This window comes from Streptomyces sp. NPDC045778, from assembly GCF_056431945.1.
The window spans coordinates 1-23,435 of sequence record NZ_JBWKJZ010000043.1; the positions used below are offsets into that span (position 1 = coordinate 1).

The 23,435-nt window shown below is 72.8% G+C and carries 24 protein-coding genes and 1 riboswitch; of the genes, 13 read left to right on the top strand and 11 right to left on the bottom strand.

Annotation, left to right across the window (positions count from 1 at the left end; genetic code table 11):
- Window positions 1-134: 134 nt before the first annotated feature.
- Complete coding sequence (locus tag AC07GB_RS35430; RefSeq protein ID WP_478852870.1) at window positions 135-665, bottom strand: SAV_6107 family HEPN domain-containing protein; 531 nt, start codon at window positions 663-665, stop codon at window positions 135-137.
- A 337-nt stretch (window positions 666-1,002) separates the two neighbouring features.
- On the opposite strand from AC07GB_RS35430, the gene AC07GB_RS35435 reads away from it, so the two are divergent.
- From AC07GB_RS35435 to AC07GB_RS35445, 3 genes are read left to right on the top strand one after another with little or no spacing between them, the layout of a single operon-like run.
- Window positions 1,003-1,770: an ATP-binding cassette domain-containing protein gene (locus tag AC07GB_RS35435; protein ID WP_478852872.1), complete on the top strand. Its 768-nt coding sequence runs from the start codon at window positions 1,003-1,005 to the stop codon at window positions 1,768-1,770.
- Window positions 1,742-3,826, top strand: coding sequence for a YhgE/Pip family protein (locus AC07GB_RS35440; protein ID WP_478852874.1), 2,085 nt, complete (start codon window positions 1,742-1,744; stop codon window positions 3,824-3,826). Before AC07GB_RS35435 ends, AC07GB_RS35440 begins: the two co-directional genes overlap by 29 nt.
- Before the next feature lie 29 nt (window positions 3,827-3,855).
- Window positions 3,856-4,473, top strand: a complete 618-nt coding sequence (locus tag AC07GB_RS35445) for a TetR/AcrR family transcriptional regulator (protein ID WP_478852876.1) — start codon at window positions 3,856-3,858, stop codon at window positions 4,471-4,473.
- A gap of 358 nt (window positions 4,474-4,831) precedes the next feature.
- Here AC07GB_RS35445 and AC07GB_RS35450 read toward each other — a convergent pair whose 3' ends face one another.
- The gene (locus AC07GB_RS35450) at window positions 4,832-5,221 is read right to left on the bottom strand and encodes a potassium channel family protein (RefSeq protein ID WP_478852878.1); all 390 of its coding nucleotides are present in this window, start codon (window positions 5,219-5,221) and stop codon (window positions 4,832-4,834) included.
- 240 nt (window positions 5,222-5,461) lie between these two features.
- Between AC07GB_RS35450 and AC07GB_RS35455 the strand changes: the two genes are divergently transcribed.
- Window positions 5,462-6,118 carry a DUF4126 domain-containing protein gene (locus tag AC07GB_RS35455; protein WP_478852880.1) on the top strand — a complete coding sequence of 219 codons (657 nt, stop codon included), beginning with the start codon at window positions 5,462-5,464 and terminating at the stop codon, window positions 6,116-6,118.
- A gap of 97 nt (window positions 6,119-6,215) precedes the next feature.
- Entirely contained in the window at window positions 6,216-7,736 is a 1,521-nt protein-coding gene (locus tag AC07GB_RS35460) for a phytoene desaturase family protein (protein ID WP_478852882.1), read from the top strand.
- A gap of 34 nt (window positions 7,737-7,770) precedes the next feature.
- On the opposite strand, the gene AC07GB_RS35465 is transcribed toward AC07GB_RS35460, so the two are convergent.
- The 5 genes from AC07GB_RS35465 to AC07GB_RS35485 all read right to left on the bottom strand — a co-directional run bounded on the left by AC07GB_RS35465 (window position 7,771) and on the right by AC07GB_RS35485 (window position 12,354).
- Complete coding sequence (locus AC07GB_RS35465) at window positions 7,771-8,694, bottom strand: hypothetical protein (protein ID WP_478852884.1); 924 nt, start codon at window positions 8,692-8,694, stop codon at window positions 7,771-7,773.
- A 42-nt stretch (window positions 8,695-8,736) separates the two neighbouring features.
- Window positions 8,737-9,657, bottom strand: a complete 921-nt coding sequence (gene metF / locus AC07GB_RS35470) for a methylenetetrahydrofolate reductase [NAD(P)H] (RefSeq protein ID WP_399614381.1) — start codon at window positions 9,655-9,657, stop codon at window positions 8,737-8,739.
- 267 nt (window positions 9,658-9,924) lie between these two features.
- The gene (gene thiE, locus AC07GB_RS35475) at window positions 9,925-10,587 is read right to left on the bottom strand and encodes a thiamine phosphate synthase (RefSeq protein WP_478852886.1); all 663 of its coding nucleotides are present in this window, start codon (window positions 10,585-10,587) and stop codon (window positions 9,925-9,927) included.
- Window positions 10,588-10,661: 74 nt separating this feature from the next.
- A complete protein-coding gene (locus AC07GB_RS35480) occupies window positions 10,662-11,027 on the bottom strand; it encodes an Rv2175c family DNA-binding protein (RefSeq protein ID WP_144002974.1) in 366 nt (121 codons plus the stop codon).
- Window positions 11,028-11,133: 106 nt separating this feature from the next.
- On the bottom strand, window positions 11,134-12,354 hold the full coding sequence (locus AC07GB_RS35485; protein WP_478852888.1) for an NAD(P)/FAD-dependent oxidoreductase: 1,221 nt from the start codon (window positions 12,352-12,354) through the stop codon (window positions 11,134-11,136).
- Between the two features lie 82 nt (window positions 12,355-12,436).
- Window positions 12,437-12,548: riboswitch (TPP riboswitch) on the top strand.
- 123 nt (window positions 12,549-12,671) lie between these two features.
- Here AC07GB_RS35485 and thiO point away from each other — a divergent pair.
- The 6 genes from thiO to AC07GB_RS35515 all read left to right on the top strand — a co-directional run bounded on the left by thiO (window position 12,672) and on the right by AC07GB_RS35515 (window position 18,697).
- Window positions 12,672-13,877 carry a glycine oxidase ThiO gene (gene thiO, locus AC07GB_RS35490; RefSeq protein ID WP_478852890.1) on the top strand — a complete coding sequence of 402 codons (1,206 nt, stop codon included), beginning with the start codon at window positions 12,672-12,674 and terminating at the stop codon, window positions 13,875-13,877.
- Window positions 13,874-14,095: a sulfur carrier protein ThiS gene (thiS, locus tag AC07GB_RS35495; protein ID WP_478852892.1), complete on the top strand. Its 222-nt coding sequence runs from the start codon at window positions 13,874-13,876 to the stop codon at window positions 14,093-14,095. The genes thiO and thiS overlap by 4 nt, the downstream gene beginning before the upstream one ends.
- 4 nt (window positions 14,096-14,099) lie before the next feature.
- Complete coding sequence (locus AC07GB_RS35500; protein WP_478852894.1) at window positions 14,100-14,894, top strand: thiazole synthase; 795 nt, start codon at window positions 14,100-14,102, stop codon at window positions 14,892-14,894.
- 90 nt (window positions 14,895-14,984) lie between these two features.
- The gene (gene pknB / locus AC07GB_RS35505) at window positions 14,985-17,015 is read left to right on the top strand and encodes a Stk1 family PASTA domain-containing Ser/Thr kinase (protein ID WP_478852896.1); all 2,031 of its coding nucleotides are present in this window, start codon (window positions 14,985-14,987) and stop codon (window positions 17,013-17,015) included.
- A 70-nt stretch (window positions 17,016-17,085) separates the two neighbouring features.
- On the top strand, window positions 17,086-17,946 hold the full coding sequence (locus AC07GB_RS35510) for a deoxyribonuclease IV (protein ID WP_478852898.1): 861 nt from the start codon (window positions 17,086-17,088) through the stop codon (window positions 17,944-17,946).
- Between the two features lie 97 nt (window positions 17,947-18,043).
- Window positions 18,044-18,697 (top strand): DUF4396 domain-containing protein, encoded by a 654-nt coding sequence (locus AC07GB_RS35515; protein ID WP_478852900.1) that lies wholly within the window; start codon window positions 18,044-18,046, stop codon window positions 18,695-18,697.
- A gap of 25 nt (window positions 18,698-18,722) precedes the next feature.
- On the opposite strand, the gene AC07GB_RS35520 is transcribed toward AC07GB_RS35515, so the two are convergent.
- The gene (locus AC07GB_RS35520) at window positions 18,723-19,355 is read right to left on the bottom strand and encodes a sulfite oxidase-like oxidoreductase (RefSeq protein ID WP_478852902.1); all 633 of its coding nucleotides are present in this window, start codon (window positions 19,353-19,355) and stop codon (window positions 18,723-18,725) included.
- Between the two features lie 154 nt (window positions 19,356-19,509).
- Between AC07GB_RS35520 and bfr the strand changes: the two genes are divergently transcribed.
- A complete protein-coding gene (gene bfr, locus AC07GB_RS35525; protein WP_478852904.1) occupies window positions 19,510-19,989 on the top strand; it encodes a bacterioferritin in 480 nt (159 codons plus the stop codon).
- On the opposite strand, the gene AC07GB_RS35530 is transcribed toward bfr, so the two are convergent.
- The 3 genes from AC07GB_RS35530 to AC07GB_RS35540 form a co-directional block, all read right to left on the bottom strand.
- On the bottom strand, window positions 19,986-20,225 hold the full coding sequence (locus AC07GB_RS35530; RefSeq protein WP_478852906.1) for a (2Fe-2S)-binding protein: 240 nt from the start codon (window positions 20,223-20,225) through the stop codon (window positions 19,986-19,988). The genes bfr and AC07GB_RS35530 overlap by 4 nt on opposite strands.
- A 178-nt stretch (window positions 20,226-20,403) precedes the next feature.
- Window positions 20,404-21,759 (bottom strand): class II 3-deoxy-7-phosphoheptulonate synthase, encoded by a 1,356-nt coding sequence (locus AC07GB_RS35535; protein WP_478852908.1) that lies wholly within the window; start codon window positions 21,757-21,759, stop codon window positions 20,404-20,406.
- A gap of 74 nt (window positions 21,760-21,833) precedes the next feature.
- Entirely contained in the window at window positions 21,834-22,760 is a 927-nt protein-coding gene (locus AC07GB_RS35540; protein WP_478852910.1) for an SRPBCC family protein, read from the bottom strand.
- A gap of 50 nt (window positions 22,761-22,810) precedes the next feature.
- Here AC07GB_RS35540 and AC07GB_RS35545 point away from each other — a divergent pair, with 50 nt between their 5' ends.
- Window positions 22,811-23,398 carry a TetR/AcrR family transcriptional regulator gene (locus AC07GB_RS35545; protein WP_478852912.1) on the top strand — a complete coding sequence of 196 codons (588 nt, stop codon included), beginning with the start codon at window positions 22,811-22,813 and terminating at the stop codon, window positions 23,396-23,398.
- The last annotated feature ends 37 nt before the right edge of the window (window positions 23,399-23,435 follow it).

A 23,435-nucleotide genomic window follows, 5' to 3' on the forward strand; every position in this document is an offset into this window, starting at 1 on the left:
CCCTCCCCCCCCCCCTTTCCCCCCGGCCTCCTTCCGCGCGTCCGGCAGAGGTGCCCCCCCACGCCGCCCCCGGCCCCCTCCTGTCCGGGGGGCGGGGGGGGGGGAAGCCCCCCCCCCCCCCCCCCACGCCCAGGTCAGCCCGCATCGGGTGACTCCTGGCGGGCTTGTGGCAGCACGGGCTGGAGGACCAGCATCCGCTCGACGAGGCGCAGGAACATCGCCGCGTCGCGCACCAGGTCGTCGGCGTCGCGGAGGCTGGCCGCGCCCTGGATGCCCGCTTCGGCGCGGGCCCTGCGGGCGGCCCCGGAGGCGAACAGGGCGCTCCACTCGGTCAGCTCGGGGGCTATCTCGGGCAGCACTTCCCAGGCGCTGCGGATGCGCTGCCTGCGCCGGGGGTTCAGCTCGGGGCGGCCGCGGGCGGCGAGGACCGCGGCGGCGGTGCGCAGGGCGGCCAGGTGGGCCGTGGCATAGCGCTCGTTCGGAGGGTCCAGGCGGGCGGCCTCGTCGAGTCCGGCGCGGGCCTGGGCGAGCAGTTCGAGGGCGGCGGGCGGGGCCGTGGCGCGGCGCAGGACGGGGTGCACGTCGCTCGCCGGGCCGGTCAGTGAGGGGGCAGGGCCTGTGGCGCGGCGCCGGTGTGCGGCGGCCGCTGCGTGCGAACGGGCCATGACGAACCTCCTGTCGTCGTGTGACGGCGCGGTGGCCGTATGTGCCCATCGTGGGGTACGCCACTGACAATCGGCGCTGACCTGGTCCTTTGCCTCGATCGAAGGTTCGGGCTACCTTTTGTACTGACCAGTCAGTACAAAAACTTCACTCAGGGGCTCCGGCTCGAAGGCCCGGCCCGGAGCCATCGGCAGAGGCCCCAGAGCCCTCGGTAGGGATCCCGGCTCTCAGGCCCCGCGGTATCGGCCGGGCCTGGCCCACGGGCTTCGGCACGCAAGCTTTCGACTTGCCCACTTTTCGGCTCGCACGCTTCGGACGACGTGGAAAGGCGAGGAAGACGTGAACGGTTCGCACGGCGCCGCCGTCAGCGCGGCGGACTTCGGACTCCAGGGACCACGGGGGTGGGCGTTCCGTGGCATCAGCTTCGCGGCGGAGCCGGGCGCGCTCATCGCCGTCGAAGGCCCTTCGGGGTCCGGCCGCACCTGTCTGCTGCTCGCACTCACCGGGCGCATGCGGGCCACCGAGGGCACGGCGTCCGTGGGCCGCGCCCTGCTGCCCAAGCAGCTCACCGCGGTGCGCCGGTTCAGCGCGCTCGGCCCGGTGCCGGGCGTCAACGACCTCGACCCCGCGCTGACCGTCGGCGAGCACCTGCGGGAGCGCGCGCTCCTGGAGCGGCGGTACGAGGGCTCGCTGCGCGGCCTCCTGCGCCCGCGCGCCGAGCGGGCGGCCGCGTCCCGGCTGCGGATCGACACCGCGCTCAGGGCCGCCGGGCTCGACACCGGCGCGCTCCCCAAGGGCTCGCGGACCGCGGTGCGGGACCTGGGGCGCCTCGACGCGCTGCGGCTCTCGGTGGCGCTCGCGCTCATCGGCCGCCCCCGGCTGCTCGGCGTCGACGACACCGACCTCAAGCTGTCGGACACCGACCGGGAAGCCGCCTGGGACCTGTTGCGGTCCATCGCCGCGCGCGGGACGACCGTCGTGGCCGTGTGCAGCGAGGCCCCCGAGGGCGCGGTCGTCGTGTCGACCGCGCCCGCCGCCGAACGCCCCGACCCCACCGACGACGACAAGGAGACGGCGGATGCGCTCCCCGAAGCTCGCCGCGCTTGAGCTGAAGCGTTTCAGCAGGGGCAGGCTCCCGCGCGCGGCACTCGTCGCGCTGCTGCTGCTCCCCCTGCTGTACGGCGCGCTGTACCTGTGCTCGTTCTGGGATCCGTACGGCCACCTCGACCGGATCCCCGTGGCGCTCGTGAACGACGACAAGGGGACCAAGGTCGACGGCGACAAGCTCGCGGCGGGCGACAGCATCGTCAAGAAGCTGCGGGACAGCGAGACCTTCGACTGGCGTGAGGTGAGCGCCGCCGAGGCCCGCGAGGGCGTCGAGAACGGCACGTACTACCTCTCGCTGACCATGCCGTCCGACTTCAGCAAGCGCGTCGCGTCGAGTTCGGGCGCCTCTCCGGAGACGGGGGCCCTCCAGGTCCGCACGAACGACGCGAACAACTACATCGTCGGCCAGATCTCCCGCTCGGTGTTCTCGGAGGTGCGCAGGGCGGCCTCCACGAAGGCCTCGCGCGGCTTCCTCGACAAGATCTTCATCTCGTTCTCCGACATCCACGGGGCGACGGCCAAGGCGGCCAAGGGCGCCGACAAGCTCGAAGGCGGCATCGGGAAGGCGAAGAAGGGCTCCAAGGACCTCGTCGACGGCCTGAAGAGCGCCAAGGCCGGCAGCGGGAAACTCGCCTCGGGCATCACGAAGCTGCACACCGGCGCCAGTGACCTGGAGGACGGCTCACGCCGCGTCGCGGACGGCACGCAGAAGCTGGCCGACCGCGTCAACGGCGAGGCGGCCAAGGTGCGGCCGTATCTGAAGGACAACGGCAAGACCCTCGGCGACAGCGCGCAGCTCGTCGCCGACTCCTCCAGGGCGGTCCGCCACAACCTGAGCACCCTGGTCGAGAGGGCCCCCAAGGCGGCCACCGACGCCAAGGAGGCGTCGGCCGCCCTGGACGGCCTCTACGAAGAGCAGTGCCAGCAGGCCCCCGACGCCCCTTCCTGGTGCCCGAAGCTGAAGAAGGCCAAGGAGGTCGCGGCCGACGTCTCGACCATCGCCGGGGACGTCGACACGCTGGTCAAGGACCAGAACGGCGATCTGAAGCAGCTCGACACGAGCCTCGCCACGCTCCAGAAGAAGGCCCAGGGCCTCGCCGACCGCGCCCCGCACCTGGACGAGAAGCTGGAGAAGACCGTCCGGGACGTCAACACGCTCAACAAAGGCGCCGGGGACGTCGCCAAGGGCGCCAAGAAGCTGCACACGGGCCTCGGCACCGCCAAGACCGGCGCCACGGACCTGGACTCGGGCGTCAGCAAGCTGAAGACGGGCGCGAGTGACCTCAACGACGGCCTGTTCAAACTGGCCGACGGCTCCCAGAAGCTGGCGGGCGGCCTGCACGACGGCGTCAAGAAGATCCCCGACTACGACAAGAAAGACCGCGACCAGCGCACCGACGTCATGGCCGACCCGGTGCAGCTCGCCTCCCGGTCCCTGCACAAGGCGCCCAACTACGGCACCGGATTCGCCCCGTACTTCATCCCGCTGTCCCTGTGGGTCGGCGCGATGGTGGCGTACATGCTGATCCAGCCGCTCAACCGGCGCGCGCTCGCCGCGGGCGCCGCCGCCTGGCGCGTCGCCGTCGCGGGCTGGCTGCCGGTCGCGGCCCTGGGCGTGCTGCAAGTGGCCGCCCTGATGTCCGTGCTGCACTGGGGCCTCGGGCTCCAGATGACGCGGGCGGCCGGGACCATCGGCTTCCTGACCCTGGTGACGGGCTGCTTCGCGGCCGTCGTGCAGTGGCTGAACGCCCGCTTCGGAGCGGCCGGGCGCATCCTCGTCCTCGCCCTCCTGATGCTCCAGCTGACGTCGGCGGGCGGCACCTACCCCGTGCAGACGAGCCCGGGCTTCTTCCGCGCGATCCACCCCTACTTGCCGATGAGTTACGTCGTCGACGCCCTCAGGAGGCTCATCACGGGCGGCGGTCTCGGCCCCGTCTGGCAGGCGTGCGCGGTCCTTGCGGCCTTCACGGCGGGCGCCCTCGCGCTCACCGCCGTGTCCGCGCGCCGCAAGCAGGTGTGGACACTCGACCGGCTGCATCCGGAGCTGAGCCTGTGAACGGGACGGAACCTGTGAAAATCAGGCACATGGAAAGCAGCGCGAGCAGCACGCGGCGTGAGGCCACCAGGCAGAAGTTGTACGAGGCCGCCGTCACCCTCATCGCGGAACAGGGTTTCTCCGCCACGACAGTTGACGAGATCGCCGAACGGGCGGGCGTCGCGAAAGGCACGGTCTACTACAACTTCGCCAGCAAATCCGTCCTCTTCGAAGAGCTGCTGCGGCACGGCGTAGGACTGCTCACCGCCTCCCTGAAGGACGCCGCCGAGCGGACCGTCCTGGAGGGCGGCAGCAAGGTCGACGCGCTGGACGCGATGATCCGCGCGGGCCTGCTCTTCATCGACCGCTACCCGGCCTTCACCCAGCTGTACGTCGCCGAGCTGTGGCGCACGAACCGCGCCTGGCAGTCCACCCTGATGGTCGTGCGCCAGCAGGCCGTCGCCGTGGTCGAGGACGTCCTGCGCGCGGGCGTCGCGAACGGCGAGCTGAGCGAGGAGATCGACATCCCCCTGACGGCCGCCGCCCTCGTCGGCATGGTCCTGGTGGCCGCGCTCGACTGGCAGTCCTTCCAGCCCGAGCGCTCGCTCGACGACGTGCACGCGGCCCTGTCCCGGCTGCTCCAGGGGCGGGTGAGCGGCAACCGCTGACCCCGGACGGGCTCCCGTTCACCCGTTCGTACGCATTCCCCCGACGCATGGCGCCGGTCCGGCATGCCTGGCCCAGGCCCACCGGACCGGCGCTGTGTCGGTCCCCCCGCGACCCCCGTGGTCGTTCCCCCCGGGCCGCCCCCGTCGCCTCGCTCCCGCCCCGTGAGGGCAGGAGGAGCGGCCAAGGGCGCCGCCCCGTTCCGCCGCCCCGTGTCGGCGGTGCCGGTGCCGCGCCCTTCTCCGTGTCACCACTCTCCCGTCCACGCACGTCGGACCCCATCCGCGCGCGTACTCATCTCCATCCCTAGGTACGGATACTCAGGCCCGGGTGCTCACGCGCAGGCCGGAACGTCGCTTGCTACTTGCGATCACGTCCGTGTCCGTGCCCGGCCGTCCCCCTCCGGGCCTTGATGCGGGCCGCCCGGTCGGCGTGAGTCGTGGTGAAGGCCTGGGCGAGCTGAGTGGCCAGGGCGGCGAAGACACCCACCGCGAGGAGCCCGTACGGGATCGTGAAGACCCTTCCGAGGGCGGTGGCGGGAGCCAGGTCCCCGTACCCGATCGTCAGCCCGGTGCACACCGCGAAGTAGTAGGAGTCCAGCACGCCCCACCCCTCCTGGTGCGCGTAGAAGAAGGTGGCCGAGGTCCACAGCAACGCCAGCGTCCACGCCGTCCCCCGGAACGCGGGCCTTCCCCAAGCCGTACGCAGCGCGCTTCCGAGCCGCACGAGCATGATCACAAGACCGAACACGCCCGCACCGTAGTCCTCGCCCCGCGGCGCTCCGCGCATTGCCGCGGTCCCCGTGCGTGTCGCTCGCTGCGCGCCGAGGGTTCTCACACCCGCACACGGCGAGGTTCGGCAAGTCGTCGCGGCTCGGACCGCGTCGTTTCTCGATGGCGTACCGCGTCCAGCTGCACGATCCTGGGGTGGTGCTGAACCGTGCTGCATCCTTCGCCCGCCTGCCGCGCGTTCCCGCGGGCCGGTGACCTTGTGAGTGTCCTCCCGCTGGTGTTCACCAGCGGCTGGGCCAGCGGGATCAACGCCTACGCGGTGGTCCTGCTGCTCGGCGTGTTCGGCGCCACGGGGGTCTCCGACGACGTGCCCGATGCGTTGCAGAGCCCGGGGGTGCTGATCGCCGCGGGGGTGCTCTTCGCCTGCGAGGCCGTCGCCGACAAGATCCCGTACGTGGACTCGGTGTGGGACACCGTGCACACCGTGGTCCGGCCGCTGTCCGGCGCCTGGGTGGGCGCGCTTCTCGCCGGGCAGAGCGGCTCGCTCCCGGACGTGGCGGCGGGCGCCATCGGCGGCTCCACGGCCCTGGCGAGCCACGCCGTGAAGGCCGGGACGCGGATGGCGGTCAACACCTCGCCGGAGCCGTTCAGCAACGCGATCGTGAGCACCGCGGAGGACCTCGGCGTCGGCGGGGTGGTCAGCTTCGCGATGTTCCACCCCGAGGCGGCGGCGGTGATCGCGGGCGTGCTGCTGCTCCTCGGCCTCGCGCTGCTCGTCTTCCTCGCCTCGCGCATCCGCCGGTTCCTGCGGCGCAGGGCGCAGCGCCGCGAGGAGCGCCACCTGGCGGCCGCGGCGGACCGCCCGCCGGACCGAACGGCTCACGGGCCGCGTCCCCGACGGGACGGGAAGCCGTAGGGGCGGGAAGCCGTAAGGGAGGGAAGCCGTAAGGGAGGGAAGCCGTAGGTGCGGGCGGCCGACGGCGTTGTCAGTGACGGCGGATAAAGTCCCTGGCATGGCACGGATTGTGGTGATCGGCGCCGGGATGGGCGCGATGACGGCCGCCGCCCGGCTGGCCGTCGCGGGCCACCGGGTGGTGGTGCACGAACGCTCGCGGACGTACGGGGGCGCGGTCGGCCGCGTGGAGCGCGACGGCTTCGGCTTCGACACGGGCCCGGCCCTGCTGCACCTGCCGGCGGTCTACCGCGACCTGTTCGTGAAGACGGGCAAGCAGCCCCTTGAGGACTGCGTCGAGCTGTCGCAGGTCGAGCCCGCGGTCCGGCACGTCTTCGCCGACGGCACCACCACGGACCTGCCGAACGCGTCGCGGGCGGGCGTCAGCGAGGCCCTGGACGCGGCCCTCGGCTCCGGCGCGGGTGAGCGGTGGTCGGCGTTCATGAACCGCGCGCGGGAGGCCTGGGACCGCACCCGCCGCCCCCTCCTGGAAGAGCCCCTGTGGCCGAACTGGCAGGTGCTCGCCGAGCGCGAGCCCTACCCCTCGGTCGCCCGGCGCCGCCTGCTGCGCAAGGAGCTGCGCGCGACCACGCTCGCCGAGATCGGCGCCTATGAGCTGGGCGGCGAGCCCCGTCTGTGCGCCCTGCTGGAGCACTTCGCCCTGGCCCACGGCCTCGACCCGCGCACGGCGCCCGCGAGCGCGGCCGTCCTGCCCTATCTGGAGCAGACCTTCGGCTCCTGGTCGGTGCGCGGCGGCCTGCGCGCGCTCGCCCGGGCGGTGTATGAGCGGTGCCTGGCCCGCCGGGTCGAGTTCGCCTTCGGTTCCGCGGTGGCGCGCGTCGTGGTCAAGGACGGCCGCGCGGCGGGCGTCGAGCTGGCGGACGGCACCGTGGTGGACGCGGACTTCGTGGTGGCGGGCGTCCCGCCGCGCGCCCTGGAGGCCCTGCTGTCCGACGCGGCAGGCCCGGGCCAGGAGGCACAGGTGCGCGCCCCCGGCGCCGTCCCCGCCCGGTCGGGCCTCCCCAGCCGCCTCACCGTCCTGCTCGCCCTGCGCGGGGCCCGCCCCGAGGGCACGCCGCACCGCACGGTGCTGCACACCCCGGACCGCGCGGACGAGCTGGACCGGGTCTTCGGGCCGCGCCCCGGGCTCCCGGCCGCCCCGACCCTCTCCGTCCTGCGCCCGGACGACCCGGAGGGCAGACCGGACGCGGACCACGAGGCCGTCACGCTCACCGCCACGGTCCCGGCGGGCGCCACCGTCACGGACGCGGACGTACGAGCGCTCGTGGAGCGCGCCGAGTCCGTCGTCCCCGGCCTGCGCGACCGCCTCCTGTGGCACGAGGTCCGCACCCCCGCGGACATCGCCGAAGTCACCGGCGCCGAGGGCGGCGCGGTCCCCCCGCCCGCTCTCGCCGCGGCCGCCGGACGCCTTCTGCACCCCGCCAACAGCACGGCGACAGCGGGCCTGTTCGCGGCCGGAGGCTGGGCGCACCCCGGCGGCGGCCTGCCGCACGCGGGCATGTCCGGCACGCTGGTGGCCGGGCTGATCGTGGAGGGGCCGGAGTTCCGCGGCTCCCGGTGAGCCGGGCGGAGCGGGCCGCGGGGCCCGCGTCCGCTCAGTAGCGGTACTGCTGCTCGCCGTTGTACCCCGGCTCGTGGCCGAAGACGTTCTTGTGCTCCGGCTCGCCGTCCGCGGGGTCGAACGGCGGGTACGGGGGCTGGCCGGGCGGCAGTTCGCCGCCGAGGGGCGCGGCGTCGCCGGTGCGCTGGTGCGGCACCCAGACGCCGCCGGGCGGGGTGTCCTGGTAGCCCGTGCCGTAGGTGTCCCCGCCGTAGGGCGCGTAGGCGGCCTTGTCGGCGTACGTGTCGTAGCTCGGCTGGGCGCCGTACGTCTGCGGGCCGATGTACGGGTCGGAGTAGGCGGCGTACCGCTGCTCCCCCGTGTCCCCGTAGGCGAAGTGCAGGGGGTCCTGCGGGGTCGGCGCGCCCTGCTGGTCGTACGGGGCGTAGGTGTCGAAGCCGTAGCCGTCGGCGGCGGTGGGCGGGGGCTGCGGGGCGTCGGTGTAGACGCCGTACTGGGCGGTGTCGTCCGGCATCGGCTCGGGCGCGTACACCCCGGGTCCCGCGGTCTGCACCTCCATCATGGCCGTGGACTCCAGCGCGTCCGGCTCGGCGGACGCTCCCGGTCCTGGCGTGTCCGACTCGTACTCGAGGTCGGAGACCTGGAGCGTCGGCTGGGGAGCGGCGCCGCCGGGGCCCGCCTTGCGGCGCTTGCTCGCGCCGGGCTTGCCGCCGATCGCCCAGCCGGCGGCGAAGCCCCGGCGGAACGACAGCGTCACGTACGTCTGCCCGACGGCGAAGGCGACGGCGCCCGCCGCGATCACGAGGACCGACGGAAGGAGCACGCCGACGACCACGCCGAGGAAGCCGCCGAACGCGAGCAGTCGCCAGCGTAGCCGCGCCTTGTACTGCAACAGCACCTCGCCGAGCAGCCACAGCGCGACCACGCCGAACGCGAAGTAGAGGACCGCCAAGCCCATGTACGCCCCTCTCCCCTGCGGCCGCCGCGCGGGTACGACCGGTCAGGCCTGCTGGTGGTGCAGGCCCAGATTCTCGTAGATCTCCAGCGTCGCCGTGGAGTTGTTCAGCGTGATGAAGTGCAGCCCCGGGACGCCCTCGGCGAGGAGCCGCGCGCAGAACTCCGTCGCGAACTCGATACCAATGGAGCGTACAGCGGCGGGATCGTCCTGTGCCGAGAGGATCCGCTCTTTGAGGGCGGGCGGGAAGTCGGCGTTGCTGAGCTGCGGCAGCCGCTCCAGCTGGCGGACGTTCGTGACCGGCATGATCTCGGGGATGATCGGTGTCTCGCAGCCCGCCGCCGCGACGCGGTCGCGCAGCCGCAAGTATTCCTCGGGGTGGAAGAACATCTGCGTGATCGCGTAGTCCGCGCCCGCGCGGCACTTGTCGACGAAGTGCCGGACGTCGGAGTCCCAGTCGGTCGAGCGCGGGTGCATCGCGGGGAAGGCCGCGACGCCCACGCAGAAGTCGCCGGACTCCTTGATGAGCCGGACCAGCTCGGCGGCGTAGGTGAGCCCTTCGGGGTGTTTGCCCCATTCGCCCATCGGGTCGCCGGGCGGGTCCCCGCGCAGCGCGAGCATGTTGCGGATCCCGGCGTCCGCGTACTGCCCGATGATGTTGCGCAGCTCGGCGACCGAGTGGTCGACGGCCGTGAGGTGGGCGACCGGCGTGAGCGTCGAGTCGGCGACGATCTGCTGGGTCTCCTTGACCGTGCCGGCGCGCGTGGAACCGCCGGCCCCGTACGTCACGGAGACGAAGCTCGGCGCGACCGCCTCGACCCTGCGCAGCGAGTTCCACAGGTTCCGCTCGCCCTTGGGGGTCTTCGGCGCAGAGAACTCGAAGGAGTACGTGGTCTTGCCGGTCGCGAGCATGTCGCGCACGGTGCGTGCGCGGTCCGTCCTGGTGGAAGCAGTGCCTAGGGCCATACCGGCAGGTTAGCCAGGCCACGCCGGTCGCCCAACCAAAGGCAGGTGATATGTCCATTTGGTCAGCTTGTTGTCCGCTCCTCGGACACTCACAAGCTATTGATCAGACAGGTGTACGTACATATTGATGCGACCGGGGTACCCCCCGGCCGCATGCCTCCGTCGTATGCCCCGTCGTATGCCCCGTCGCATGTCCCGTCGTATGCCCCGTCGCATGTCCCGTCGTATGCCCCTCTCGCGGCGGTCGCCGCGAGCGCCGCCGTCCCGTCAGACGGTACGCAGCCTCTTCGCGAGGTCCGCCGCGGCGGCGCCGGGGTCGGCCGCCTCCGTGATCGCGCGCACGACGACCACGCGACGGGCGCCCGCTTCGAGTACTTCGTCCAGATTGCCCGCGTCGATGCCGCCGATCGCGAACCAGGGGCGGTCCGTGCCGAGCGCGGCCGTGTGGCGGACGAGGTCGAGGCCGGGGGCGTGGCGGCCCGGCTTCGTGGGCGTCGGCCAGCACGGGCCGGTGCAGAAGTAGTCCACGCCCTCCTGGGCGGCGGCAGCGGTGGCCTCCGCGTCGGCGTGCGTGGAGCGGCCCACGAGGACGTCCGGGCCGAGGATCGCGCGGGCCGCGGGCACCGGCAGGTCGCCCTGGCCCAGGTGCAGCACGTCGGCGCCGACGGCGTGCGCGACGTCCGCGCGGTCGTTGACCGCGAGGAGCTTGCCGTGGCGGCGGCAGGCGTCGGCGAAGACCTGGAGGTGCTCCAGCTCCTCCGCGGCCTCCATGCCCTTGTCGCGCAGCTGCACGATGTCGACGCCGCCCGCGAGGACGGCGTCCAGGAACTGCGGAAGGTCCCCCTGGCGCTTGCGCGCGTCCACGCACAGATAGAGCCGCGCGTCCGCGAGCCGGGCGCGCGCGGAGCCGCCCGCCGTGTCGGTGGCCATGGAGCGGTCCCCCCGGATGTCGGTGGCGTACGGGCCGGGCGGCTGCCGGGCCCGTACGCCGAATGGTTGTCAGGTCAGACGGCGAGCGCCTGCGCGCGGCGCTTCACCTCCGTGCCGCGATTCTCGCTCAGGGCCTGCGCGGGGGTGCCGGGCAGGGTCGGGTCGGGGGTGAAGAGCCACTCGAGCGCCTCTTCGTCGGTGAAACCGTCGTCCCGCAGGAGCGTCAGCGTTCCGGACAGGCCCTTGACGACTTTGTCGCCGTCGATGAAGGCCGCCGGCACCTGAAGCGTCCTGTTCTCACCGCGGCGCACGGCGATCAGCTGGCCCTCCTTGACCAGCTGCCGCACGCGCGTCACCTCGACGTCGAGCATCTCCGCGATGTCGGGGAGGTGGAGCCAGGCGGGGACGAGAGCATCGGTCTTTGCGTCAATCTCGGTCACGGATCAAGCGTGCCACCTCCGGCCGGGTGCCGGTAGCGGGGGGCCGTGCCTTCGCCCCGGGGCCCGTGTGCTGTGACGCTCCGGCGCGGCCCGCCGCGCGCGGGTGCTAGGCCCGGACCGCCTTCTTCAGCGGAACCGCCGGGTCCGCGACAAGGGCCGGGTCCATCGGGGTGGCCGCGTCGATCAGCTTCCTGGACTGGGCCAGGTCCCGTGGGCGGCCCACCGCCAGAACGGCCACCAGGGCGCCCTCGCGGAGCCAGCAGACCGTCCAGGACGGAGTCGCGGGGTCGCCGCGCCAGATCAGCTCGTCGGCGCCCGCGTGATGGCCCGCGTACTGGACGAAGCGGCCGAACTGCTCGGACCAGAAGTACGGGACCGGGTCGTAGGCCTGGGGGGCCTCGCCGACGAGGGTGGCGGCCACCGTGCGCGGCCCCTGCACGGCGTTGTCCCAGTGGTGGACGAGGAGCCGCTCGCCGTACCGGGCCGACGGGAAGGACGCGCAGTCGCCGACCGCGTACACGTCGGGCGCGGAGGTGCGAAGCCGGTCGTCGGCCACCACCTCGTGGTGGACGCCGAGGTCGATGCCGGAACCGGCGAGCCAGGCCGTCGCGGGCCGGGCGCCGATGCCGACGACGACCGCGCCCGCGGGCAGCCGGCTGCCGTCGTCGAGGAAGACCGCGCCCGGCTCGACGCGTGCCACGCGCGCGTGGGTGCGCAGGTCGGCGCCCGCGTCGGCGTACCAGGCGGCCATCGGGGCCGCGACCTCGGCGGGCACGGCGCCCGCCAGCGGACGCCCGGAGGCCTCCACGACCGTCACGGCACAGCCCGCGTCCCGCGCTGCGGTGGCGAACTCCGCGCCGATCCAGCCCGCACCGACGACCACGACGTCGTGCTGCTCGGCGAGCACGGGCCGCAGCCGCTCGGCGTCGTCGAGCGTGCGCAGCAGATGCACCCCGGGCACGCCGTCGGAGCCGGGCAGGCGCAGCGGTTCGGCGCCGGTGGCGAGCACCAGGCTCTCGTACCCGACGGGGCCCGCCTCGGTGTCCAGCTCGTGGTCCGCGGGCCGGACGCCGGTGACCTCGACGCCGAGCCGCAGCTCGATGCCGAGGCCCTCGAAGTCGATGTCCAGGGCGGAGCCCTCGGCCTTGCCGAGCAGCACCGCCTTGGACAGCGGCGGTCTGTCGTACGGCTGGTGCGGCTCCGCGCCGATCAGGGTGACCTGGCCGGTGAACCCCCGCTCGCGCAGCGCCACGGCCGTCTGCACCCCGGCCATGCCCGCGCCCACGATGACGACCCGCTGTCCCGCCCGCTTCCGCTCTTCGCTCACCCGATCAACTGTAGGACGGCCCGTGGCGCCCGCCCACGACGGGCTTACCGCCCCGGCGGGCGACGGGCTAGGGTGGCCGGTGCAGAGCACTCGCGGGAGCCCGGACGACCGGGCTGAGAGGGAGGCTGGACGGCCTCCGACCGTACGAACCTGATCCGGGTCATGCCGGCGAAGGGAGGGGCTGGACGCCCATGCGTTCCCGTACGAAACCACCGAACGCGTCCGATTCCCGTACGTCGCCCACGCGTACGTCGTCTTCTGGTGCGCCATCTTCTGGAGCTTCTGGTGTGCCGTCATCCGGAGCGTCATCTTCTGGTGTGCCGTCTCCCTGTACGTCGCCACCGGTCGGCCGCACCGCTGACGTGCTGGTCGTCGGCGGCGGCGTCATCGGTCTCGTCACGGCCTGGCGGGCCGCGCGGCGCGGCCTTTCCGTCACGGTCGTCGACCCCGAGCCCGGCGGCGGCGCCGCGCAGGTCGCCGCGGGCATGCTGGCCGCCGTCACCGAGCTGCACCACGGCGAGCAGACGCTGCTGGGCCTGAACCTGGCCTCCGCCCGGCGCTACCCGGACTTCGCCGCCGAGCTGACGGAGGCGTCCGGCGAGGACATCGGCTACCGCGCCTGCGGCACGCTGGCCGTGGCGCTCGACGCCGACGACCGCGCCCACCTGCGCGAACTGCACCTCCTCCAGCAGCAGTCGGGGCTGCGCTCCGAGTGGCTGAGCGGCCGCGAGTGCCGCCGCCTCGAACCGATGCTCGCCCCCGGGGTGCGCGGCGGCCTGCGCGTCGACGGCGACCACCAGGTCGACCCGCGCCGGCTCACCGCGGCCCTCCTCGTGGCGTGCGAGCGGGCCCGAGTGGTCTTCACGCGCGCGTGGGTGCGGGAACTCGTCGTCGTACGGGACCGCGCCACCGGTGTCGTGCTCGCCGACGGCACGACACTCACCGCCGGGCAGACCGTCCTCGCGGCGGGCAGCCTCAGCGGGCGCGTCGCCGGGATCCCCGATCACGTCCTGCCGCCGGTGCGGCCCGTGAAGGGCCAGGTCCTGCGGCTCACCGTGCCCGAGCGATACGCGCCGTTCCTCAGCCGCACCGTGCGCGCCGTCGTCCGCGGCAGCCACGTCTACCTGGTGCCCCGGCTGAGCGGCGAACTCGTCGTGGGCGCGACCAGCGAGGAGCTGGGCTGGGACACCACGGTCACCGCGGGCGGCGTGTACGAGCTGCTGCGCGACGCCCACGAGCTGGTCCCCGGCATCACGGAGCTGCCGCTCACCGAGACCCGGGCCGGGCTGCGCCCCGGCTCGCCGGACAACGCGCCGCTGCTCGGGCCCACCACGCTGCCCGGACTGCACCTGGCCACCGGCCACTACCGCAACGGCGTGCTCCTGACCCCCGTCACGGGCGACGTCATGGCGCACGTCCTGACCACCGGCGAACTGCCCGACGAGGCCCGGCCGTTCACGCCGCTCCGCTTCGCCGCGGCCGCCCCCGCCCCGTCCAAGGACCTTTCGGAGCTGCCCGTATGACCACGCCCTCCGCCGTCTCCGCCATCTCGGTCAATGGCGAGGCACGCGACGTCGCCGCGGGCACCACGCTCGACGCCGTCGTCGCCGAGCTGAGCGCCGCGCCGTCCGGCGTCGCAGCGGCCCTCAACGAAACCGTCGTCCCGCGCGCGCAGTGGGCCACCACCGCGCTCCGGGACGGCGACCGCGTCGAAGTCCTCACCGCCGTCCAGGGAGGCTGACGACATGGCGGACGACCCCCTCGTCATCGGCGGCCTCACGCTGTCGTCCCGGCTGATCATGGGCACGGGCGGAGCGCCGAGCCTCGACGTCCTGGAGCGGTCCCTCGTGGCCTCAGGGACGGAGCTGACGACCGTCGCGATGCGGCGCGTCGACCCGGGTACGCACGGCTCCGTCCTGTCCGTCCTGGAGCGCCTCGGTATCCGCGTCCTGCCCAACACGGCGGGCTGCTTCACCGCGGGCGAGGCCGTGCTCACCGCGCGCCTGGCGCGCGAGGCGCTCGGCACGGACCTGGTGAAGCTGGAGGTGATCGCCGACGAGCGCACCCTCCTGCCCGACCCCGTGGAGCTGCTCGACGCCGCGGAGACACTCGTCGACGACGGCTTCACCGTACTTCCGTACACCAACGACGACCCCGTGCTCGCCCGGAAGCTGGAGGACGCCGGCTGCGCGGCCGTCATGCCGCTCGGCTCCCCCATCGGCTCCGGGCTCGGCATCCGCAACCCGCACAACTTCCAGCTCATCGTGGAGCACGCGCGCGTGCCGGTGATCCTGGACGCGGGGGCGGGCACGGCGTCCGACGTGGCGCTCGCGATGGAGCTGGGGTGTGCCGGGGTGATGCTGGCCTCCGCGGTGACACGGGCCCGCGAGCCCGTCCTCATGGCGGAGGCCATGAGCCACGCGGTCGTCGCCGGGCGCCTCGCCCGGCGGGCCGGGCGCATCCCCCGGCGGCACTTCGCCGAGGCGTCCTCGCCCGTGGAGGGCCTGGCGGCCCTGGATCCGGAGCGGCCCGCCTTCTGACCCGCGGGCTCGGTCACAGCTCCGCTGCAGTCTGCCCCGGGCGGGACCCGGGGCGGCTCGGGCGTCAGTGGCGGCTCGTAGACTCCCTGCGTGGACACGACCCTTAAGGACCCCCTCGTCGGGCAGGTGCTCGACGGGCGGTATCGCGTGGACGGGCGGATCGCGGTCGGCGGGATGGCCACGGTCTACCGGGCCGTGGACACCCGCCTCGACCGCGTGCTCGCGCTCAAGGTGATGCACCCGACGCTGGCCGCCGACGCGTCGTTCGTCGAGCGCTTCATCCGGGAGGCCAAGTCGGTCGCCCGGCTCGCCCACCCGAACGTGGTGGGGGTCTTCGACCAGGGCACCGACGGCCCGTACGTGTACCTGGCGATGGAGTACATCGCGGGCTGCACCCTGCGCGACGTGCTCCGCGAGCGCGGCGCGCTGCGGCCGCGGGCCGCCCTCGACATCCTGGAGCCGGTCCTCGCCGCCCTCGGCGCCGCGCACCGCGCCGGTTTCGTGCACCGCGACATGAAGCCCGAGAACGTGCTCATAGGGGACGACGGCCGCGTCAAGGTCGCTGACTTCGGCCTCGTCCGCGCGGTGGACACGGTCACGAACACCACCGGCACCGTCCTCGGCACGGTGTCGTACCTCGCCCCCGAGCAGATCGAGCACGGCACGGCGGACACCCGCGTGGACGTGTACGCGTCCGGGGTCGTCCTGTACGAGATGCTGACCGGCGCCAAGCCGCACTCCGGCGACTCCCCCGCGCAGGTCCTGTACCAGCACCTGAACGAGGACGTGCCGCCGCCGTCAGCGGCCGTGCCCGGCCTCGCCTACGAACTGGACGAGCTGGTCGCGACGGCCACCGCGCGCACGCCCGACCTGCGCCCGTACGACGCGGTGGCGCTGCTCGCGCTGCTCCGCGAGGCGCGCTTCGCGCTCACCGACGAGCAGCTGGACACGGTGCCGCCGCTGGCCCGCGCCTCGGAGCACACCGCCCACGACACCTCCGACGACCGTACGAGCGTGCTGCCGCGCGCGGAGCGGGCGGTGCAGCCGCCGCTGCCCGAGACCCGGGACGTCGGGGCCCCGGGCCCGGTCGGCCGGAACGGGCAGAACGGCCAGCACGGGCAGGACGGGCAGGACGGCCTCAACCGCACCAGTGTGCTGCGCACCCCGCAGCCCCCGGCCGGGGCACCGGCTGCGCGCCCCGCGTCCGTCAAGGAGCGCGTCCGGCAGCGGCTGCTCGCCCGGCGCGGGATAACCCTGGCGATAGCGGCCGCGCTGCTCCTCCTGGGCGTCGGAGCGGGCGTCTGGTACATCAACTCGGGCCAGTTCACGACGGTCCCCGCGGTGCTCGCCAAGACCGAGAAGGAGGCCCGCACGCGGCTCGACGACGTCGGGCTCGACGTGCGCAAGGTCCAGGGCAAGTACAGCGACACCGACAAGCGCGGCACGGTCATCGCCACCGACCCGGACGTGGGCGAGCGCATCCGGCAGAACGGCAAGGTGACGCTGACCGTCTCCCTCGGCCCGCAGACCGTGAAGGTCCCCGACCTGGAGGGCACGCCGCTCTCCGAGGCGAAGGACAAGCTCGACGGCGTCGGCCTCGGCGCCGGCATGGTCACCAAGACCTTCAGCGAGGACGTGGCCAGGGGCTCCGTGATCAGCACCGACCCGGAGCCCGGGACGGTCCGCAGGGCGGGCACCGCCGTCGCCCTCGTCGTCAGCAAGGGCAGCCCCATCGACGTGCCGGACGTCACGGGCGACTCCGAGAGCGACGCGCGCGCGGAGCTGGAAGAGGCGGGCCTCAAGGTGAAGGTCGAGTCGACACGGGTCTTCTCCGAGGAGGACAAGGGCACCGTGGCCGAGCAGTCCCCCAAGGAGGGCAAGCGCCTCGCCGGGGGCGACACGGTGACGCTGACGCTGTCCAAGGGGCCCCAGATGGTGGAGGTCCCCGACGTCGAGGGGATGAAGGTCGGCGAGGCCACGGACACGCTGAAGGCCGCGGGCTTCGACGTCGACGAGGACCGGGGGCTGCTCGGGCTCTTCGGCGACACGGTCAAGGACCAGTCCGTGGACCCGGGCGACACGGCCCCCAAGGGGTCGACCATCACGATCGAGATCCGCTGAGGCGGGCCCCTCGCGGGCCCGGGGCGCCCCCGCGGGGGACCGGCCCCGACGACGTGCCACCCTGGACCGAATGAGCAGCAAGAAGTCCCTCATCGGCAGCCACGTCCCCGTCGCCGGCGGTCTCGCCCGCGTCGGTCTCGCCTACGCCCGCGACCTCGCCGCGGAAACCGTCCAGGTCTTCGTCGCCAACCCGCGCGGCTGGGCGACGCCTCCGGGCAATCCCGAGCAGGACGAGGCCTTCCGCGCGGCCTGCGCGGCCGAGGGGATCCCGGCGTACGTCCACGCCCCGTACCTCATCAACTTCGGCTCGCACACCGAGGCCACGGTCGAGAAGTCCGTGGAGTCGCTGCGGCACTCGCTGCGCCGCGGGCGTGAGATCGGCGCCCTCGGCGTGGTCGTGCACACCGGCTCGGCCACCGGCGGCCGCGACCGCGCCGTGGCGCTGCGCCAGGTGCGCGAGCGCGTGCTGCCGCTGCTCGACGAGCTGACGCACGACGACGACCCGTTCCTGCTCCTGGAGTCGACCGCGGGCCAGGGCGCGTCGCTGTGCTCCCGGACCTGGGACTTCGGCCCGTACTTCGAGGCCCTGGACGCCCACCCCAAGCTCGGCGTCTGCCTGGACACCTGCCACATCTTCGCGGCCGGGCACGACCTGGCCGGGCCGGGCGGCGTGAAGCAGACGCTCGACCTGCTCGTCGACACCGTCGGGGAGGGCCGCCTGAAGCTGGTGCACGCCAACGACTCCAAGGACGTCGTCGGCGCCCACAAGGACCGGCACGAGAACATCGGCACCGGCCACATCGGCGCCGAGGCCTTCCGTGAGCTGATGGCCCACCCGGCCACGGACGGCGTACCGCTGATCATCGAGACGCCCGGCGGGAAGGAGGGGCACGCCGCCGACGTGGCGCGGCTCAAGGAACTCAGGGGCTAGCCGGAGAGGCCGCCCTACAGATCTTGAGGAATACCCCAGGGGGGTATACGGTTCTTGCCGGAGGCAGGAACCGCTCTCTGACGTTGGGGGAATTCTCATGAGGCACGACACGCACGCCGGACACGGACACGGCCAGCACGACCAGCACGCCGGACACGACCAGCACGCGGGACATGGCCGGCACGCCGGGCACGAGCACCACGCGGGCCACGCAGGTCACACAGGCGACACAAGCCACACTGGTCACGTCGGCCATGAGCATCAGGGCCACGCAGGCCACGGCGCGCACGCCCACCACGGTGCCGGCGGCGGCAAGGTCAGCTGGTCCATGGCCGCACAGGCGACGCTGCACTGCCTCACCGGGTGCGCCATCGGCGAAGTGCTCGGCATGATCATCGGCACCGCGCTCGGCTGGGGCAACATGCCGACGATGACCCTCGCGATCATCCTCGCGTTCCTGTTCGGCTACTCGCTGACGCTGCGCGGCATCCTCAAGGCGGGCGTCGACTTCAAGACGGCCCTGCGGGTCGCGTTCGCCGCCGACACGCTGTCGATCGCCGTCATGGAGCTGATCGACAACGGCGTGATCGCGCTGTGGCCGGGTGGCATGGACGCCCATCTGTCGGACGCGATGTTCTGGTACGTGCTCGCGATCGCGCTCGCCGCCGCCTTTGTGATCACGACACCGGTCAACAAGTGGATGATCGGCCGCGGCAAGGGCCACGCGGTGGTGCACCAGTACCACCACTGACCCCCGCGGACAGCGCCGCCAGGAATCACAGCTCGGGGCCGTCCCCGGGCTCTTCCTGGTACGAGTAGCGCTGCTCGCGCCAGGGGTCGCCGATGTTGTGGTAGCCGCGCTCCTCCCAGAAGCCGCGGCGGTCGGCGGTCATGTACTCGATGCCGCGGACCCACTTGGGGCCCTTCCAGGCGTACAGGTGGGGCACCACGAGCCGCAGCGGGAAACCGTGCTCGGCGGTGAGCAGTTCACCACCCTTGTGCGTGGCGAAGATCGTACGGTCGGTGAGGAAGTCCGCCAGGCGCAGGTTCGAGCTGAAGCCGTACTCGGCCCAGACCATCACATGGGTCGCGTTCGCCGCGGGCGGCGCGAGCGCGGTCAGGTCACGGGCGAGCACCCCGCCCCACTCGGCGCCGAGCATGCTGAACTTCGTGACGCAGTGCAGATCGGCCACCACCGTCGCGTACGGCAGCGCGGAGAACTCCTCGTGCGTCCAGGAGTGCTTCTCGCCGTCGGCGGTGGCGCCGAACACCCTGAAGTCCCAGCGCTCCGGGCGGAACTTGGGAACCGGGCCGTAGTGCGTGACCGGCCAGCCACGCTGAAGTCGCTGCCCCGGCGGAAGGTCCGGCTCCACTACGTCTCGAGATGTACGACCCACCGGCTGACCCATGCCTCCATCCTGACAGACCGGAAGCAGTGGACGTGACCAGGTATACGCGGATTCGGGCAACTCCTACTAAGCGTGCACTTACTGGACGCCCCTCGGACGCCAGTGCAAAGATGCGCGCTACCTGCCAGTCCCCCGCTTGGAAGGAGCCTCTGCGATGCAGGGCGACCCCGAGGTCATCGAATTCCTCAACGAGCAGCTGACCGCCGAGCTGACGGCGATCAACCAGTACTTCCTGCACGCGAAGATGCAGGAGAACAACGGCTGGACGAAGCTCGCCAAGTACACCCGGTCCGAGTCGATCGACGAGATGAAGCACGCCGAGGTGCTCACCGACCGGATCCTGTTCCTCGACGGCCTGCCCAACTACCAGCGGCTGTTCCACGTACGGATCGGCCAGTCCGTCACCGAGATGTTCCAGGCGGACCGCCAGATCGAGGCGGAGGCGATCGACCGCCTCAAGCGCGGCATCGAGGTGATGCGCACCAAGGGCGACATCACGTCCGCGAATATCTTCGAGTCGATCCTCGAGGACGAAGAGCACCACATCGACTATCTCGACACCCAGCTGGAGCTGGTCGAGAAGCTCGGCGAGCCGCTGTACATCGCGCAGCTCATCGAGCAGCCGGAAAGCTAGGCCGCTTCCGGAAGCTCCGCCTCAGGGGCCAGGGCCACCGCGGGTTCCCCCTGGTCGAGGAGGTCGCGCCGGGGGCACGAGCCCCGGCCGAGCAGCGCTTGGATGCGCCGCACACAGGACCCGCAGTCGGTGCCCGCCTTGGAGGCCGACGCTATCTGCCGGGGGGTGCAGGCGCCGTCCGCCGCGTGCTGCCTCACCTGCGCCTCAGTGATGCCGAAGCAGTTGCAGACGTACACGCGGGTTCACCTCCCGATCGGGGCCCAGGGGCCAGCAGGCAGTGCCGTACCGAACTCATTGATCGGTGAGGCTAACCTAACCTTACCCGTGACCCCGGACCCGCAAAAGCCCCGGGTACGCCGGTGGGGCACGGATCACATGGATCCGTGCCCCACCTGTACGTATGGCCGCCGGGTGCTACTGGTCCCGGTACATCTCCGCGACCAGGAACGCCAGGTCGAGGGACTGGCTGCGGTTGAGCCGCGGGTCGCAGGCGGTCTCGTAGCGCTGGTGGAGGTCGTCGACGAAGATCTCGTCGCCGCCGCCCACGCACTCCGTGACGTCGTCGCCGGTCAGCTCCACGTGGATGCCGCCGGGGTGGGTGCCGAGCGCCTTGTGGACCTCGAAGAAGCCCTTGACCTCGTCGAGCACGTCGTCGAAGCGGCGGGTCTTGTGGCCGGAGGCCGCCTCGTACGTGTTGCCGTGCATCGGGTCGGTGATCCAGGCGACGGTCGCGCCGGACGCGGTGACCTTCTCGACCAGCTCGGGGAGCTTGTCGCGGACCTTGTCCGCGCCCATGCGGGCGATGAAGGTCAGGCGCCCGGGCTCGCGCTCGGGGTCGAGGCGCTCGATGTACTGGAGCGCCTCCTCGGCCGTCGTCGTCGGGCCGAGCTTGATCCCGATCGGGTTGCGGATCTTGGAGGCGAACTCGATGTGCGCGCCGTCCAGCTGCCGGGTGCGCTCACCGATCCACACCATGTGCCCGGAGACGTCGTACAGGTCGCCGGTGCGGGAGTCGACGCGGGTCAGCGCCGACTCGTAGTCGAGGAGCAGCGCCTCGTGGGAGGCGAAGAACTCGACCGTCTTGAACTCCTCCGGGTCCGTGCCGCAGGCCCGCATGAAGTTCAGCGCGTTGTCGATCTCGCGGGCGAGCTGCTCGTAGCGCTGGCCGGAGGGGGAGGACTTCACGAAGTCCTGGTTCCAGGCGTGCACCTGGCGCAGGTCGGCGTAGCCGCCGGTGGTGAAGGCGCGCACCAGGTTGAGCGTCGACGCGGAGGCGTTGTACATCCGCTTCAGGCGCTCGGGGTCCGGGACGCGGGCCTCCTCGGTGAAGGCGAAGCCGTTCACCGAGTCGCCGCGGTAGGTCGGCAGCGTCACGCCGTCGCGGGTCTCGGTCGGCTTGGAGCGGGGCTTGGAGTACTGGCCCGCGATCCGGCCGACCTTCACCACGGGCACGGAGGCCGCGTAGGTGAGGACGGCGCCCATCTGGAGGAGGGTCTTGAGCTTGGCGCGGATGTGCTCGGCGCTGACGGCGTCGAACGACTCGGCGCAGTCGCCGCCCTGGAGCAGGAACGCCTCGCCCTTGGCGACGGCTGCGAGGCGGGCGCGCAACTGGTCGCACTCGCCCGCGAAGACCAGCGGGGGATACGACTCGAGGTCCGCGATCACATCGCGCAGAGCCTCGGCATCCGGGTACTCGGGCTGCTGCGCCGCGGGCAGGTTTCGCCAGGTCGCCTTGGCGGCGACGGCTTGGGAATCAGCGTTCACGGTCACCTCGTAAACCTTACGGGGTCCGGGCCGGTGGTCACGCCGCTGCTCGTCAGATGAGACGACCGGGGCCGAGCGTCTCACGAACTGGAACGACGAGCCCCGCACGCCGGCACGGCCCGTCGCGCCCGCTCCCCCGCGCTCGGCGCCGCGAGCGCAAGCTCGCGATGCTTGCGCCGCAGCGTGAGGCGGGCCATGAAAGGGTGCACCCGGCGGACCACGCTCCAATAGGCACGCCCGCGCGCGGTATCGGTCCGCACGGCCGTGCTCAGAGTGACGTACCGCTCGTCTACCAGGATCGACGCCCGTGCGGTGAGGCCCTTGACCTGGACGTCCAGGAGCACCTCCCCGCCCTCGCGGGCCAGGACCGGGAAGCCGCGCAGGACGCCGGTCCAGGCGCCGGGGTCGCGGGGCTGGCCGGGGAGCAGGGGCATGCGGTAGGCGTCGCGGTACCCGGCCCTGTCGACGGCGGTGCGGATCAGGCGGGCGGCCTCGGGCCAGTCGACGGTTTCCGGGCGGTCCCAGGAGAGCCGGTTGAACAGTTGGACGCGGGGGCTCCGGCGGACGGGGCGGGCGCAGGCGCCGGTCGCCGCGCGCTCGGCGTTGTCCAGGAGTTCCTCGATCACCGCGTCGTGCACGAACCGGATCACCGTGGGCCACAGGATCCGGTCCAGGCCCTTCGGCGCGATCTCCAGGACGTGCCGCACGCGGCAGCGGCGCTCCCCCAGCGGCTCGACGCCCAGCTCGTGGAACCCGCCCGAGGCGTCGGTGAAGTCGAAGCGGACCCGGCGCCCCGGCTCGTACGCCGCCACGCGGTAGCGGATCGGGCCGTGGCCGCCGGCGGCGCCGACGGCGAGCGGTCCGTCGAAGGTCATCGCGGGCCAGGCGGGCGTGGGGAAGAGCGGGTCGTCCGGCGCGGACAGCCGGTCGAGCAGGGCCCCCACCACCTCGGCCGGAGCCTCGATCACCCGCTCGTGCTCGTTGCGTACGACACCCGGGTCGCTCATGACGCACCTCCATACGCTGGCGTATGGAAACCGTACGGTACCGTACGGTCATGGCGCAACGGCAGCGGAAGACGACCTCGGCGAAGCCCCGGCTCAGCGCGCGGGACTGGGCGGACGCGGCGCTCACCGCGATCGGCGAGGGCGGGCTCGCGGCCGTCGCCGTGGAACCCCTCGCGGTCCGCCTCGGCACCACCAAGGGCAGCTTCTACTGGCACTTCGCCAACCGCGACGCGCTCATCGACGCCGCCCTCGACCGCTGGTCGCAGCGCCACACCGAGGACACCATCAGCACGGTCGAGGCGGAGCCCGACGTGCGGCGGCGCATCCGGCTGCTCTTCGACGAGGCCATCACCTCGGCCTCGGCCGACCCGCTGGAGGTCGCGCTGCTCGCGACCGCGTCGGACCCGCGGGTCGCCGCGGCCCTGCGCCGGGTGACCGAGCGCCGCGTCGCGTACGTCGCCGGGCTCTTCGCCCTGCTCGGCTTCCCCGAGCCGGAGGCGCGCCGCCGGGGCCTGCTCGCGTATTCGGTCTATCTGGGCCACGCCCAGCTCGGGCACGCGGCGCCCTCGGTGCTGCCCGGCGAGGCCGAGTTCGGCGCGTACCTGGACGAGGCGCTCGACGCGCTGATGATGCGCTAGGGTGCGGGCATGTTCACGCAGTCGACCCGTTCCTGGT

What these genes read in the sequence shown, in the direction of transcription:
- bfr (WP_478852904.1), top strand. Translation starts at nt 19,510, where the DNA reads ATGCAGGGCGACCCCGAGGTCATCGAATTCCTCAACGAGCAGCTGACC.
- thiS (WP_478852892.1), top strand. Translation starts at nt 13,874, where the DNA reads ATGACCACGCCCTCCGCCGTCTCCGCCATCTCGGTCAATGGCGAGGCA.
- AC07GB_RS35515 (WP_478852900.1), top strand. Translation starts at nt 18,044, where the DNA reads ATGAGGCACGACACGCACGCCGGACACGGACACGGCCAGCACGACCAG.
- AC07GB_RS35440 (WP_478852874.1), top strand. Translation starts at nt 1,742, where the DNA reads ATGCGCTCCCCGAAGCTCGCCGCGCTTGAGCTGAAGCGTTTCAGCAGG.
- thiE (WP_478852886.1), bottom strand. Translation starts at nt 10,587, where the DNA reads ATGGCCACCGACACGGCGGGCGGCTCCGCGCGCGCCCGGCTCGCGGAC.
- AC07GB_RS35430 (WP_478852870.1), bottom strand. Translation starts at nt 665, where the DNA reads ATGGCCCGTTCGCACGCAGCGGCCGCCGCACACCGGCGCCGCGCCACA.
- AC07GB_RS35500 (WP_478852894.1), top strand. Translation starts at nt 14,100, where the DNA reads ATGGCGGACGACCCCCTCGTCATCGGCGGCCTCACGCTGTCGTCCCGG.
- AC07GB_RS35545 (WP_478852912.1), top strand. Translation starts at nt 22,811, where the DNA reads ATGGCGCAACGGCAGCGGAAGACGACCTCGGCGAAGCCCCGGCTCAGC.
- AC07GB_RS35465 (WP_478852884.1), bottom strand. Translation starts at nt 8,694, where the DNA reads ATGGGCTTGGCGGTCCTCTACTTCGCGTTCGGCGTGGTCGCGCTGTGG.
- AC07GB_RS35540 (WP_478852910.1), bottom strand. Translation starts at nt 22,760, where the DNA reads ATGAGCGACCCGGGTGTCGTACGCAACGAGCACGAGCGGGTGATCGAG.
- AC07GB_RS35510 (WP_478852898.1), top strand. Translation starts at nt 17,086, where the DNA reads ATGAGCAGCAAGAAGTCCCTCATCGGCAGCCACGTCCCCGTCGCCGGC.
- AC07GB_RS35520 (WP_478852902.1), bottom strand. Translation starts at nt 19,355, where the DNA reads ATGGGTCAGCCGGTGGGTCGTACATCTCGAGACGTAGTGGAGCCGGAC.
- AC07GB_RS35445 (WP_478852876.1), top strand. Translation starts at nt 3,856, where the DNA reads ATGGAAAGCAGCGCGAGCAGCACGCGGCGTGAGGCCACCAGGCAGAAG.
- metF (WP_399614381.1), bottom strand. Translation starts at nt 9,657, where the DNA reads ATGGCCCTAGGCACTGCTTCCACCAGGACGGACCGCGCACGCACCGTG.
- AC07GB_RS35460 (WP_478852882.1), top strand. Translation starts at nt 6,216, where the DNA reads ATGGCACGGATTGTGGTGATCGGCGCCGGGATGGGCGCGATGACGGCC.